This window comes from Actinocrinis sp., from assembly GCF_035938995.1.
Taxonomy (GTDB): Bacteria; Actinomycetota; Actinomycetes; order Streptomycetales; family Catenulisporaceae; genus DASZGI01.
Window position 1 is genome coordinate 11,574 of sequence record NZ_DASZGI010000335.1, and the last position, 15,844, is coordinate 27,417.

The window sequence follows — 15,844 nt, forward strand, 5'->3', positions numbered from 1 at the left end:
CGGGATCGCGAGCGCGCCGGCCCGCGGCTCCGGCAAGAACAGCACGGTCATGAATGGTACCCGTCGAAACGGTCGGGCCGGTCGATGCCGACCGGGCGCCGGGCCGAACACCTTGCCGCGACGTCCGTCAGTCCTCTGCCGGCCAGAACCTTCCCAGCAGGTGGTTCCACCGCAGGTAGGGCACCTGAGGAAAGCGTTGGCGGACGATGTCCTCCGCACCTGGTATCAGACTCATGATGCCGTCGGCGTTGTACTGCCGGCCGCCCACGAACGCCTCGATCCTGTCAGTCGGCTGTAGGGATTCCCTGAAGATGTCCAAGGCGGCCGCGAAAAGGGCCGCCCTGGCCTGCGGCGGCTGCAGGGTGCTGATAATTCGCGCGACGGTCGGCAGGTAGACGTGCCCGGATCTGGTGGCGAGATCGCGATGAAGATTGACCACCGCCGACTCGATCCGGTCGGCCACGACGTGCTCGTCGGCGTGCAGTGCAGTCGGCGCGTGCGTCCAGCTCATGGCGTGTCCGGCATCTGATATGACTGTGTTCGGGATCCGGGCCAGCTGTGCCGCGGGCGTCATTCTGATCCCGCTGCGGTCCTCCCGGTACGTGTAGCCGAGCTGCGGAGCCACATCGTAATGCGCCTGGCCGGTGCGCAGGACGATCTCCTGATCGACGTTGACCATGGCGCTCCACTGAGACCGCGTTGCGTCGTCGAGTTCCACGGCGCCGCCGATCCGGTACTGCGCGACGGCAGACTCCGCGTACAACTGCCAGATGGGCTTGCTGAACCTGCTCTCCAGAGCCTCGAGATAGACCGCGGTCGCTCTGGTCCCCGCCGCCGACATGATCGCATCATTGCTCAGATTGCCGTGCTGATCCTCCAGCATGGCGAAGCCGTCCGGGCCGCGAACCACGTCGTGGACGGTCCGCTCCAGGTTCCACACCGTGTTGTCGCCGTCCACGTACACGCCGCCGAACCGGTGCAGGATCATCACGCGAAGGGCGTCGCTGGCCGCCGCGAACCCTGTTCCCAGCCTCCTCGCCAACTCCCCTTGGAGCCACGGGGTGAGCGGCGAGTCCTCGACTGACAAGAACTCGTGCATATTGACGAGCCGGACGTCTGCGCCTTGTGCCCACCGCAGCATGTCCGCGACATCGGCCTGCCTGCCCTGCGCCACCGAGCCGTGCACGAGCGCGACGCGCGCCTGCCGAATCTCGGTGCGGGGCACATCGGTCCACAGCAGGGTGTCAAAGCCGGGATTGTGGCGCCTGGCGTGCTCCACGCCGGCCCGGAAGTTGGTTCTCGTGCCGTGGTCCTCGCTCAGCGGACTCCCCAGCCAGATGTGGTGCAGCAGGTGCGGGATGCTGTATTCCCGCGCGACCAGCCCGCGTCTGAGGGTCACCGAGTAGTTCGTGTTCGTTGACACGCGCGGCGACGAACGCAGCTGCCGCGGCTGGAGTTCCGCCCAGGTCGGTGCGCCCGGCCTGCGCATGTCGAGCTTGGCGAACAGGTCGGCTCGTCGGCTCGCGGACACGTCGTCGAAGTTGTAGACCACCCGGCGTGCGCCCTCACCGGTGGCCAGGAAACGGGGCACGGGCAGCGGTCGCCGTGCCGCGAACACGTCGCGGCCGGCTGCCGCGGTCAGCGCGTCATCCCGGATTCCGCTCAGCCGGCCGCGAACCAGCGATGTGGCCCTGGCCACCACTTCGTCGCTTACGTCCGCAGGACCCGGGATCCTGCCGCTTCCGGAAGAAGGCGAGATCGGGCTCGGACGCGGCCCACTGCCGGTTTGCGATCTCGACCGGTCGCTCCCCGCGGCGGCGGAGCGCCTGCTGGCAGGCGAGATCGGGCTCGGTTTCAGCCCACCGCTGGTTTTCGATGCCGACCGGTCACGCCCCGCGGCGGAGCGCCTGCTACCGGCGCCACGCTCGCTGCCCGGGGTGGCCGGCACCGAGCCCCGGCTTCTGGTGAAGCGCTGCAGGTCCGTGGACAGCGGTTCGAGAGTGGAGTGGGTCCGCGGTAGCGGGCCTTCGACGGGTGCCGAGACTTCGAGGTATGCCGGGCGCGGCGCCTCGGCCGTGTGGTGCTCGAGCGCGGTTCCACTCCAGTGCTCCGCGCCGTCGACCCGCGCCTCCCGGATCAGGACCGTCGGGGTCCCGTCCGCGGGTCCGAGCTCGTAGACGCCGCCGTGGTCGTCCAACCGGCTGATCCGCAGGCGCCAGACGAACGCCGCGGCAAGCGGCGCGACGTCCCCGGCCGCCTCGTACCACACCCCCGGCTCCGCGATACGATCGGCCAGCTCCAAGCGCGCCCTGTCGCTCCAGTTCGCGGCCACATCCTCGCGGATGTCGTCCCGGGCCAAGGTCGGGAACTCCCGATGCAAGTCCTCCGACACGGCGTCGATCGCCGGGACGTCCAGGCGCGGCCAGAGTTCGCGGAACTCTTCGGGGAACCCGAGTTCTAGACGCAGCGCCTGTGCCAGCTCCGCCCGCATGAGGTCCGCGTGCGTACTCTGTGCCAGCTCCTCCCGCATGAGGTGCGCGTACCGGCTCTCGAAGATCTCGGGATGGGTCTCACGCACCGCGTTGAAGAAGCAGTCGCCGTTCCCGGGGATCATCACGCGCCGCAGGTTCCAGTCGGCCAGGCGGGCGGGCAGGCCGCCACGGATGGGAGGTGCTGATCCAAGCCGGCCGATCGGCGGCTGCTCGCGAAGCGCCGGGGGCTGTCGGGTCGGTTCATGCCCGGCTGCGACCGGTTCGGCTCCGCTTTCATGTCCGGAATGGCTGAACAGCATCCCGGGGTCGTCGCCGCTCCCGCGTGGAGTTGGGGCTTCGGAGGGAGTGGACGGAGTTTCGACGGACAGCTCGGGTCGCGGCACGCCGAACGGCGCCAGCTCGTGAGCTGACCCCTCCGCGAGCAGTTCCGGTCGCCCTGGTTCGCCGCGCTGGGAACTGTCGCCGGGGGTGGCCGGCGATGCGCGCCGGCTTTCACTGACGCGCAGCAGGTCCATGGACAGCGGTTCGAGAGCGGGGTGGGTCCGTGGTACCTGGAGTTCGAAGAGTACCGGGACTTCGAGGAGTGCCGGGCTTGGCGTCTCCGCGGTGCGGTGCTCGAGTGCGGTTCCACTCCAGTGCTCCGCTCCATCCTCCCGCGCCTCCCGGATCAGGACGGTCCGGGTCCCGTCCGCGGGTCCGAAGTGGGAGACGCCGCCGCGGTCGTCCAACCGGCTGATCCGCAGGCGCCAGACGAACGCCGCGGCAAACGGGGCGACCTGCTCGGCCGCCACATCGCCCATCCGCGGCTGGGCGAGTCGGTCGGCCAGCTCCGCGCGCGCATCGTCGCTCCAGTTCGCGGCCACCTCCTGGCGGATGGAGTTCCAGGCCGCGGTCGGGTCGTCCCGGTGTATGTCCTCCGACACGGCGTCGATCGCACGGGCGTCAAGGATCGGCCAGAGGCGGCGGAACTCTTCGGGGAGCCCGAGATCAAAACGCAGCGCCTGTGCCAGCTCCGCCCGCATGAAGTCCGGACCTCTGCCCTCGAAGATCTCAGGGCGGGTCTCACGCACCGCGTTGAGGAAGGAGTCGCCGCCCTCGTCGATCGCCACGCGCCGCAGGTTCCGGCCGGCCAGGTGGACGGACAGGTCGCCAGGGCTGGGAGGTGCTGATTCGCGCCGGTCGATCGGCAGTTCCACGCGAGGCGCCGGGGGCTGTCGCGTCGGGTCGGACCCAGCCGTGACCGCTTCTGCTCCGCTTTCATGTCCGGAATGGCTGGACGGCATCCCGGGATCGTCGATGCTCCCGCGTTGAGTTCGGGCTTCGGAAAGAGTGGACGGAGTTTGGACGGTTGCCGACACCTCGGCAACCGTGGTGTCGGGTTCCGCCGGCTCGTGAGCTGACGAGCCCGCGACCGGCTCCGGTCGGTCTCGTTCGTCGCGCCGGGAGCTGCCGCCGAGCAGGCCGGGTTCGGGTGCAGGCAGATGCCGGGCCAGATCCGCGGCCAGTCGACGCGCCAGGTCTTTGCCGGCCGGGGTCAGCGCGTCGCCGTCGCGCACCATGTTGACTCGGGAATCGTCCGAGGTCACGGCGGCGTGATGCAGCCACGCCGCGATGACATGCGTGGCCTGCTGCACCGGCGCCCGCCCGGCCGCTTCCCCCAACCGCGCCAGATCGGTTACCGGCTCCAGCACCACCTCGGGTCGGTGGCCCAGCCGCAGCAACTCCTCCCGCGCCTGAGCAACGACCGCGGCGCGCCAGCCGCTTTCCAGCGGGAGTTCGTCCCAGTTGCGCTCCAGGCCGGTGGTCGCAAAAGAGACCCGGCCGTCGGAGCCGACGCGTACCACCGGTTCGGCGCCTCCCCAAGACGACGGCAGATCCTCGCGCCCACGGTCAGGACCCCAGACCGCATCCCAAGAGGCGCCGACGGCCGGATCGGCAGCGGGGATGTCAGTGGTCTCAGTACGTACCGGCAACTCGGCAGACACCGGCGATCCGGCCTTGCCCGACGACAGCTGCTCGGCAAGCGGGTCGGTGGTTGTGCGGGAATCAGTGGCGGTCGGCTCCAACGCCAGCCCGCGCGGCTCCTCGATGCGCTGCGCACCAGTCATCGCCGTGGCCGGCTCAGCCGTCGGCCTTGCATCGGTGCCGTGTGCACCGGCCCCCGTCTGGGCCACCGCACGCTCGGGTGTGACCGCTGTGGTGTCGGTCAGCTTGGTTTCGAACCCCGGCAGTCCCGTGAATTCGGACTCGCTCTCGACCCCGCTCAGCTTCGTCAGCCCGCGCTGAGAGGGGTCCGCCCCGGCCGCCCCGGAATCCGGTGTGGTCGCCTGCTGCCTGGGCGACGCGTCCGGCCCGCCGGGGTGCCCGGTGGTAATCGGGTCCACCACCGACGTCGGCCGCCTGCTCAAGCCCCCGGACTCATCTCGCGCACCCGCACCCCCGGGTGCTCCGGGCCCCTTGGGGTCGTCGGGTCCGCCGCCGTCCTTGGAGCCGCCCAGATCATCCGGGCGATGTTGGCGGCGGCTAGCCGGCCGCCACGAGTATTGCGACGGCACCAACCGGTCCGAGCCCCCGCTGGCATCCGTCCACACATAGGCCTTCGCCGCCTCCTCGGCGCTCACCTCCTCAGCCGCCGGGTCGGTCGGCCGCGACGCCAGCGCATCACGCAGTACCCGGCCCGACATCTCGGGCTGGAGGTGTCCTATGTGCCACACCCGCACCCCCGGCACGTGCTCACGCCTGGGATCGGCCTGCCACCAGGGAACCACGTCCGGCAAACGGACCCGCCCCGTCGAGTCGCCGGCAACTACCCGCCCGTCCCGCAGCTGCACCGCAAAGTCATTGAACGACGCCACCCGCAGTCCGGGCACCAGCACTGACAAGTCCCGCGCCAGCCAATCGCCGCCACAGGCCACCAACGCCAGCGACCGTCCTTCTCTGTACAGTCGCTGCGCCAAAGGCCGCAGCAACTCAACACTCTGATCATGCGACAAGACTCGCCCGTCGACCAAGACTCCGCCCGAGACCGGATCCAGGTGGACACCGACCGCCCGCCACCCGTCCGGCACCGCGACCTGCTGAGCCCACGCGAGCTCGTCACCGCGATCGCGCACCGCCCACGCCGAGTCCGACTGCTCCACAAAGCGGTCGAACGTCCTCACGTCAACACCCTCAGAGACCCGCACGTGGCCGGGCGGCGGTTCACCCACACCGCCCGCGGGCCTGCGCTCAAGCACCACACCGCCCGCGGGCCTGCGCTCAAGCGGCGGCGGCGCGGCAGAGGAGGACGCCAGACCCCGCCCGGCTCGGTCCAAGCGCTCAAAGTGCCGCGTCAGCACGGCGACACGTCCCGGTTCCACTGGCGGTCTGGGCGTTGTCGAGGCATGTCCTGGCGGGACGTCGCTCGGCCGAGCCGGCGAAGGTTCTCGCATGCCGATCCCACCGGGACGCGGGGCATCGCCGATATCAGTCGGCAGGCCGAGCCGCAGCATCTCAACCTCTGCTCGCTCGTGCCTAGCCCGGGCGTCGGCCAAGTCTGATTCCGCTTGTTGGACCGCTGTGCGAGGGTCGGGCGCGTCCGATGGTCCCGACCGTCCCGCCTCCAACGTGCGTCGGGCCTCGTCCAAGGCATCCCGGGCGGCGATTGCGGCCCGCTGCGAGGTGACAAACTCTTCCCGAGCAGCAAGCTCCTCCCGACTGGCAGCCTCTTCCCGGGCAACAAACCCTTCCCGGGCGGCTACCTGCTCGCCCTCGGCGGCCGGCGCAGGGGCTTTACCCTTGCCCTTCGCGTCGGACGGGCCGGTCGGTGCTTCGGCCGGCCTCGTCGGGCTGGGCTCGTCTCCCCGGGCCGTCAGCGCTGGCGGCTCAGTCTCGTGCGGGGACTCCAGGACCGTGTGCAAGGGCTCGGTAGATGACGACGGCGCAGACTCAGACCGCACCCCCGTATCCACCCGCAAGGGCTCGATCGATGACGACGGCTCAGCCTCATGCGGGGACTCCAGGACCGCGCGCAACCGCTCGGTCGCCGACGACGGCGCAGACTCAGGCCGCACCCCTGTATCCACCCGCAAGCGCTCGGGCGGCGCCTGCTGCTCGACCTCGGGCCGGACCCCCGGGGCCCCGCCCAAGTGCTCCGAGGTCAGTGACGACGACATAGACTCGTCCGGCGACCCCCGGCCGGACCCCGGCGGGGTGTCCTCGGGAAAGTAAAAGCGCGGACCGGATGGCCGAGCACCTTGTGTCGCGCCAGCCGTGTCGGCCGCCGAGGCGGAGGCCTCCCTGGTCATCTCCAGCTCAGAAAAGCGGACTGATCTGATTCTTGCCGGCGCCGCGCCCGACACGGCCCCTTCCTGGGACCGCAAGGACGGACGCCTGGGCCTGGTGGGCGGCGGCCCGGCGACGGACGGGGATCTGGTTCCGGACGGCGCCGGCTGCCCGGCCTCCTGCGGGGACGCCGGAACCCTACCCACATCCTCGGTCGGAGACGGCGACCTAGACTCAGGCCGGACCCCCGGAACCCCACCCACACCCTCGGTCGGAGACGGCGGCCCAGCCTCGAGTCGGAGCCCCGGGCCCTGGCCCGGTGGCCGCAGCTCGGGCGTCGCCGGCCGGGATGGCTCGACGGCGAAGTCGTGCGCGGTGGGTCCCAATTCGGGAAACAATGGCTTAATACCGTATATCGCGGCGGCTATGTCCCCCGGGGTCATCGGCTGCTGCGTCGACCAGCGGACTGATTTGGGTTTATCTGCCGCGCCCGACACGGACCCTTCTCGGGATCGTGTCACCAAGACCGGGCGCCCAGGCCTGACTGGCTGCCCGGCGACAGAGGGGGGTCTGGTTGAGGTCGGCGTCCGCACCGGCGACGGCGATTGCGGCCTGGATCCAGTCGGCGACGGCGACTCCGATGGCGTCCTGTCCCCCGTGGGTTCCCATCCGGTCGGGAGCTGCACGGTGGACTGCGGTCTGGGCCTGTCGACAGGACGAAGGACGGGCAGGCCGCCCGGATCCGTCTCCCCCGCAATCGTGCGCAGCGAGCCGGACAGCGTGCTCGTGAGGTACTGACGGGACAGCTCTCCCTCTTCTGGACCGCGGCCGGGTCGCAGAAGGCGCCAATCGGTTGTGTCCCGCCAATCGGCTGTGTCCTGACCGCGGACACCCTCGGAGTTCGCGTGGAACTCGCCATCCGGCGAAGTCCTCAGCACACCGTCCGTGGCGAGAACCGACGTGTGGCCCAGTCGCACGAGAGTTGCCGCGGGGCCCGCGAAAACGTCCCTGGAAGGCCCGGTCGCGTCGCCGCGATCAGCCACGAGCACCAACGTCCGCCCGCCGATCGCAGCCTGCTGAGGGGCGAGGACCGTGCGGTGGAACTCCTCCGCGGTCAGAGTGCGATCCCCGACGACGAACCTGCCCAGATGGTCGATCCGGACGAAGACCATGAAAGCCTTCGGGTGTCCCGCGCCCGCCAAGGCGACACGCAATTCCTCGACCGTGTGGTCCGGAACACCGTGGGCACCCCGGGCGGCGACGAACAGGCCCCCGCCCTCGGACATCAGGGGAAGGCCCTGCGGGTGGACCAGGCCCTTTTCCAAAGCGGCCTCGGGCGAAAGGAGGACCTCCACCGCCCTGCTCGCCTGGAACGCCACCGTGGTCGCGCCGCCGGGCAGATCGATCAGGTCCCCCCTCGTGTTGCGCGCTTCGAGGGTCACATTGACGATCGCATCCGCGTCGACCCGGAGCATCTGCGTCTTGCGCTCCCTCGCGTCGACCGTCATCGTTCTCAAAGCCGCGGACCCGCTGTCGCCGAGCGAGCGGCCGGTGGCCAGGTTGACCGGCTCGCTGAGCGCCTGCTGGCGGAGGGAGTTCGGGGGCAGACTCGCTGCCAGGTCGCCCGATCTCTCCCGGGTGGTGCCGTTGCCGCTCACCGTGAGGCCGTAGGTGCCGGTCTGGTTGTGGCCACGCTCGTGGTATCCGTAGTCCGCCGCCAACAGGCTGGCGTTCGCGTACCCGCGGACGTGGGGATTGGCCAGCTCGATCTTCACCGTGAGGGTCCCCGAGGTGTCCGCGAGCGGGCCGCCCTCCGCGACGAGCCCGCGGAACGTGAAACCGGGTTCGGTGAGCATGTGCGCGAACTGCCGCGCGAACATCGGGTAGGACATCAGATCGTGGATGGCGTCCAAGGTCCGTGTGCCCGGCTCGACGAGTTGGCCGACCGCGGCGTTGTGGGCGCCGCCGAGGGGCTGGACCTCGCCGGAGAAGCGTGCCACCGCCTCGTCGAGCACCAGCCGCAGCTTGGCGTGGTCGATACCGGCGAGCGCCGCGTGGTGATCCCGCAGGCCGTCGGCGATCACGAACTGCCGCTGGCGCAGGCCCAGGGCCGTCGATCCCGCCCGGACCTCGGCCACGGCGACTTCGTCCCGCCGGATCGGGGGCAGGGTGTCGTGGTTGAGCAGATCGACGGGGACGAGCACTTGCTCGCGCATGGTCACGGTGGCGCTGCGCGGCTCGTCGCGGGCGAGGTGCTGGATCATCTTCACGGCTGGTCGTGCGGCGCCCAACGTCGCGGAATCCGCCGGCCGCGACGGAAGGAATGTCTTCACCAGCGAGACGTTGAGGTCGACTTCGCCCACGTAGCGGTCGGCCGGTCCGTGGATGGTCAACTCTCTGCGGATCTCGTCGCTCGTCGCGGTCGTGTTGCCGCGGGCGACGGTGGACGCCCCGTCCAAACGCGCCCCGGCGGAGCCGCCGGCGAAGTGGGGCGTCCCCGGCAGGGCGACGGTCGCGCTCCCGAGGGCGGAAAGCGTGTCCCCGCGTGCGTCCCCGGACAAGGCGCGGTCGGTGTTCAGCCCGTAGGTGAACCGCCCCACGTAGATGTCGTCGACGCTCTCGAGGAGTGCGTAGCCGCGGTTCCTCGGGTCGCGGGTGGCCCGGACCATGATGTCGACCCGCTCGTTGCCCAGGGCCACCGATCTCGAGAGGGAGATCCGCACGCCGGAGGTGAACAAGAGGTCGGACCGGGCCGCCAATGCGGTCGGGTCCAGGGCTCTGGCCAGCTCGACCGAGACCTGGCGGGAGGTCGGCGTGAAACGTGAAGCATTCGGGCCCGCATCCCCGACGACCCAATAACGGCCGAGCTGACCCGGCGCCTGCGCTTCGAGCAGACGCAGCGCGGCGTCGGCCACCGGGCTCCTCGCGATCTCGGGGCGCGCGCCTTCACCAGGCGCGACGGGCGAGAAGGGCAGCAGCCGTTCGGACACGGCGCCGGCCGGGATGATCGGGACTCGCGGTATGGGACGCGGGTCGGCAGTCGTGGCGGGCATGGTCTCGATGGTCCGCGGGCCTTTCCCCGCGTCCGGGCGGGCCGACAGGGGCGCCGGTCCGGGCCCCGGTCCCGTCGGCGGTGCGTCGCTGCGCAGCAGGGAGAAGCTGGGCCTGGTCTCGTGGGGCGCGGCCGGGATCGGCTCGGCGCTTCGGATGTCGACCCGGTCTCTCGACGAGCGCAGATAGCTGACGCCGTGCGGAATGTCGACCATGGTGTGCGCGGAGATGGCGTCCCCGGAGAAGACCATGTTGTGCTTCTGCACCACGACCGAGACGCGCCACAGCATGTCGGCGCTGCCCACGCGATAGTTGTCCTCGCCGAAGATGGCGCGCCCGGTGTTGGGGTTGACGACTCTCGCCGACCCGCCGGTCGCGTCGACGTGCCTGGCCCAGGACCCGCCGAGGGTGCCGCCGGTCAACGGGGATCCGAGGATGCCCAGGTTCCCCGAGAGGGTGCCCGTATGCGACCCGGTCCGGTCCGTCTCCGCGGCCACGGTGACGCCCGCTTCCGCGACCTGCAGTCGGCCGAACTTGACGTCCGACTCCCCCAGACGTTCGTTGTGGGGGAAACCTTGGATCGTGATGTCGATGCGCCGGTCGAACGCGAGCCCGCTGTCGAACAGCGTGTGCCGGATCTCGGCGCCCCCGCGGACGTGGGACGCGGCGAGGTTCTCCGTACTGGCGAGCGCCCACGGGACCTCCCGGTAGACCGACGGCGGCACGTTGAGCCGTTCCAGGAGACGGACCACCTCCCGTGCGACGGCTCCGCCGCCCAAGACCTCCAGTACTTGGTCGTCTGGGCGGAGCGGCACGTGGGGGCCGTTCAAGTAGGGCTCGGCGCGCGGTGGTATGACGACCTGCGTCAGTGGTTGCGGTGGCAGGCGCTCGGCGGGATGGCGGTCCGGCTGCGCAGGCACGTCGGTGACTCGCGCGACCCCCACCTCTTGGCGGTGGGCCTCGTCCACGGGCGTCCTGGGGGCGAGCCCGGAGGGGACGATGAAGCGGGCCCTGCCGTCCCCGATGACGTAATGGACCGGCGGACGCGGCGGCTCGGCGTCAGCGGGCTCCGGCCGGCCGGTGAAAGCCCCGGCCATCTGCCGGGCCATGTCGGTCTCGGCAGGCGGCGTGGGCTCGTGCCTGGTCGTGACCTCCAGCTCGAAGGACACCCGATAGTCGAAGGCGTGGGCCGTGCCCTGGTGCCGCAGTCCTGAGATGTTGAAGTCCGACGAGGCGGCACTGAGGGAATCGGCCCTCGTGCTGGAGTAGTCATGCCCGATACCCAGGCCGATGTTCCGGAGCGGGCCGTGGGACGAGAGTCCGACAGTACCGGCCAGCTGCTCCGACACGTCGCCTTTGGCGCCGATAGTGTCCGAACCGCCCACGCTCGACAGGGCGACGGGCATGATCGCCACGTTCACGTCGCGAACCCGGCCCTGGCTCACCGGCACCGGATCGTTCCGAGTGCCGTCCGGGGACTCGATCCGGCCGCGGACCGTCGCCACGATGACCTCGGAGCCCGTGAGCGTGGGCCGTACCACACGCATGTGGACGCCACCGTCCTGGAACAGGGCGCCGGCCCAGTCCATCAGGCCGTCGTGGCCGAATTTGGGGGCGAGGTGGTTGCGGAGGGAAGCGATCTCCATGGGGTTCCACGGCCGGGACCACGGTGCCCCCGAGCCGGCGTCCTCCACCATCCGCACCAGCCGCGGCAGCACTTTTTCGCCGCCGGCCAGGTGGGCGATCACGCTCGGGCCGATGCCATGGCCGGTCGCCAGCGACAGCGGGGCGTGGACAGGCTGTCTCCCGGGCCCGAAATCCGGCGGGTAGGCCGGTTCCCGGGCCGGAGCCAGCGCGCCCTGGTCAGCCATCATGGCCTCGAACCGCGCTTGCTGGTGAGCGGGCACGCGGAGGTGGACGGTGATCTCGCCGCCGGCGGTAAGTCCGGCCAGCTGCAGTTTGTCAGTGGCGGTGACGTCCACATCCAGGTGGAACGTGGCCTGGTAAAGCACGCTGCCGTCGTGGAACCGCAATTCGTTCCACTGACCGCCGCCGACGTTCGAGGTGGTTTCGCGGTCGGTGGAGATGCTTCCGGTCGGGTTGACAGGCAACGACAGACTGTGTCCGCCCGGGAGACCGGTGGATCCGCCCGCGGGCGCGCCGGGGCGGGTCAGCGGGTGACGGACGGTGACTGAGGGGACGGTCAGCGAGGCACTGCTGCCGTCGGTACGGCTTTCGCTGACGTTGACGAAACGCTGGGCTTCCTCCATGAGCTGCACGCCCTCTTTGCCCACGTCAGTGCCCACCAGCACGGCGTTGCGCAGGGCGCCGGTGAGGGTCATGTGGACCGCGTGCTCGCCGTCGGAGCTCACGAGCCTCGGCGAGGTGAATCCGCCTCCGGCGATTCCGCCGAGCAGGCGGAGCACGGTGCTCTCGCTCAGCAACGATCGCGCTCCTTCGAGGAGCCCCGGGTCGGCGGCCTCACCGCCGAACAGCGCCGTCACCTGTTCCCGGATCCCTCGCAGTCCCGACACCGACTCGGGCTGGGCGGAGAAGTGGTGAAGGGCGGCGGCCATACGGTCGGCCGCCTCGTGGTACCGGCCCAGGGGGTCGAATTCCCGGGCCAGCCCGTTGAGGTCGGTGAGGCCCAGGACGGGCGGCCGATCACCCTCCGGGACTTCGGGCCGTTTGACGGCGAGCGCGCTCGGGAACGCGACGCGCAGATCGAGCCGCTCGGCGGTGCCGATCTCGACGGGATCCTCGCCGGGTCTGCTGAGGTGCCCGACTAGGGTCGCCCCGGGCAGGTCGAAGTAGGCGAGGTCGCCGACGTTGATCAGCGTGCGCTTGGTGGAGGAGACCGCGGACTCGCCGGAGCGGTGCGAAGACCGGCTCGTCCCGTCGGCCGCCGCTCCCGCCTGGACCGAGAACACCGATTTGGGAAGCCCGCCGAAGGCGACGGACGCAGTGCCGGTGAGGTCGAGCGACCGAGTGCTGCCCACCGTCCTGGTCCCGGTGGCGGACGACTCGTATTCCGCCTCGGGCACCCACGAGTGGAGCCCCGGGCCGGGCGTGGTCCGCATCGCCCGGGCCTCCGCGGACTGGTGCGCCGACTCCATCGTGTCGAATGCGAGTCGCAGATGGACGGCGGGCCGACCGCCGTTCGGCCCGACGAAGAACGTCAGCCCTTCCTCCATGAGCCCCTGCATGAAGGTGGTGTCTCCCTCACGGACGAGGAATCCACCGATCGCTTCGCGCAGGCCGCTCTGCTCGGCGGGTGACAGTCCGCCGGCGACGGCCCTGACGAACCGGTCGGCGACGGCCGCGTGATCCGCGACGGCGGTGTCGCCGATCTGGGTGAAGCGACCGTAGCGGCCCATCGGGAACTGCAGATGCCCGGTGCCGGGATCCTTCCGGCCGAAGCCGGCCGGCAAGTCCCGCGGCTCCTCCCTGGCGGCGAGGTCGGCCAGGGCGTTGGACTGGCGGACCTGCCACGTGCTGACCGCGCGGACTTCATCCTGGATCCGCGTCGTGGCCGACTCCCGCAGCTCATCACGCACCCGGATCGCCTGCGTCAACGCCTCACGACGGGCGGGGAGCTCCGTCGCCACCCGGTCATGCCATATCTGCGCGCTCGCCAGTCGATTCAGCCGCTCTACGATCTCCGGTCGGCGCACGGCGTCGCCGATCGCGGCCGTGGCATCCCACTGCCCCGCGGCCTCGCGACCATCCGCCGCCCAGGAGCTACGTCGGATGGTCTCGGCTTGGCCGCGGATCCCCTCTAGCGCCTCTCGGATCGGATTCGCGAGAGACGGCATCGTCGTGTCGTCGAGGGCGCCGAGGGCTCGCTCGAATCCGGTGTTCCGCACGCTGACACCGGCCAGATCGTGCGGGGCATCCAGGCCTGCGATCCCATCCTGGGCGAACGCCACTCGTTCCAGAGCGCTGAGCCGGTCCAAGTGCTCCAGGCTCGCCGGCGTGTTCCAGTTCTCGAGCGCGGCCTCGGTGCGCGTCGTGAGGTCGCCCAACACCGTGCCGGGATCCTCGGCCCGCGCCCGCGAAAGGGGCTCGATGGCCGCGTTGAACTTCTGCATTCCTCGCTGTTCGAAGTTCCTGAGCTGCTCGGCGGTCGGACGCGCCAGTTCGACGGCTTGGTCGACGCGAGCCGACTCCTCGTCGGTCAACCGACCGATCCACGACTCGGTCGAGGGGGAGATCATCTCGGAGAGCGGTCTACTTGACACTCGCCTGCTTGACGTCGGCCTGCTTGACGTCGACCCCACGCGGCTGAGGACCGATCGCTCGGGTGAGGGCAGGTCCGGGCGGGCGGCCAGATACTGGTCGCCCACGCGTACCAGGATGTGCGGGGCGCCGTCCGCAGTGCGCTGGCGCAGTCCGTACGCGTCCCCCATCATCTCGTTGAGGCCCAGCGTGCCCATCACGCCCAAGTGGAGCCCGAGCAGGTCGGCGGCGACGTGCGGCACCAGCAGGTCGTGCTGGTACTCCCACCGTTTCGGATCGCGCACCGCGGCCACGACCTCGTCACGCGACCAGCCGCGAGCGATCAGGTGGGCGTAGCGGGGCTGCGGCTGGGAGAAGTCTGCGGCGAGGGCGTCCGCGACCCTGGTCCGAAGCTCGTCCACGGTCGGCACGGCGTCGCCGGACCGGCGTATGGTCTCCCCCGCGCCCTGCAAGAGAGCCCCGTAGAAGGACTCTTGCGGGCGCCGGGTGCCGAGCTCACCGACGTCGGCGGTGTAGCCGAGTCTTCTCAGCGCGGCGGCCTGGTGTTCGCTCATGTCGGCGGTGAAGGCCACCGGGTGCTCGGGAGGCAGTCCTCCCGCCACCGCCTGCTCACCCATCGCGCGCAGCGCTTCCGACAAGGAGGCCGTCCCCAATGGGGTGCCCTCGCCCTTGTGGAACAGGACCCAGTCCCCCACCGGGTCCGGGACCATGTCGAGGGTGTCGTCGACCCGCCACACCCCGGACACCACATCCCCGTCCGGGCCGATCAGCGCCTCCCGGGTCGGCGCCAGCACCGGCACCGTGCCACCCGACTCCTTGTGCAGGGCGGCGGCGGGCCCGCTCCCCAGGTCCAGGCCCGCATCGCACGCCACCATGACCACGCCGCGGAAGTCGCGCTCGGCCGCGCCGTCGAAGCCGCCCTTGGGGACGCCGAGCCGCTTGGCCAGGTCCTCCCCCGACAGACGCTGTTCACCGTCCAGCACGACACCGTCGCGGGTGTGCGCCACCAGTGTCTTCCACCCCACAGCACGCGGGATCGCGGCCACCGCCTGCTCATGGGCGACCGTGTCGCGCGGAAGCCGGATCCGGACCACCGGCGGCGGCTCATGACCGCCGGCCGACAAGAGCAGCTCCGGATGACCCGTGGGAGAGGTGACCACGACTGCCGGGATCTCGCCGCGCGCCGCCCCGTCCGGCATCGGCGCATTCTCCGGCGGCCTTCCGCCTTCGACGGCGCGGTCACCGGGGACGGAGCCGGTCTCGCGCGTCGCGGTGGTGTGATCCGCCGAGACGTGTTCCGGGGGCGCTGCGGTGGCGCTCGGTTGGCGTTCGGGCGCCGCGGCAGCGGTCTCGGGGCGTGGGGGCCGCGCCGTTGTCCTGGTCTCGGGTGGCGCGGTGCCCGTGTTGTCCCCCGGTTCCGGCCGTGGCGGTCTGGCGGTGTCGGCTGTTGGCGTCCGGTCCGGGGGCGTGGGCCGAGGTGGCGGGGCCGACTCCAGTCGTGCGCGCGCGGATTCCGGCTGCGCGGTGGCCGTGTCCGGCGCCGTGGCCGTTTCCAGCGGTGTGGCCGTGCGCTCGGTCGCCGTGGCAGGCTCCGGTCGGGTGCCCGTGACCTCCGCCGCAGTGAAAGGGTCCGTGGGGGCGCTCGCCGGACGTCCTTCCGCTTCGGACTGTGCGGGGGCGACTGACTCCATCCGGGTGCCGAGCGCTTCCGACATGGCAGCTGTCTGCTGCGGTGTGTCCAGGCGTGTAGGTTCGGCCGCGCTCGGCGCGATCGTCTCGGTCGGCCCACGCCCGCCCGG

At 70.9% G+C, this 15,844-nt stretch carries 1 protein-coding gene; it reads right to left on the reverse strand.

Annotated features, from left to right (window positions below; all coding sequences use genetic code 11):
* Positions 1–127: 127 nt before the first annotated feature.
* The gene (locus tag VGZ32_RS24070; protein ID WP_326888453.1) at positions 128–15,244 is read right to left on the reverse strand and encodes a hypothetical protein; all 15,117 of its coding nucleotides are present in this window, start codon (positions 15,242–15,244) and stop codon (positions 128–130) included.
* Positions 15,245–15,844: the final 600 nt, after the last annotated feature.

What these genes read in the sequence shown, in the direction of transcription:
- VGZ32_RS24070 (WP_326888453.1), bottom strand. Translation starts at nt 15,244, where the DNA reads ATGCCGGACGGGGCGGCGCGCGGCGAGATCCCGGCAGTCGTGGTCACC.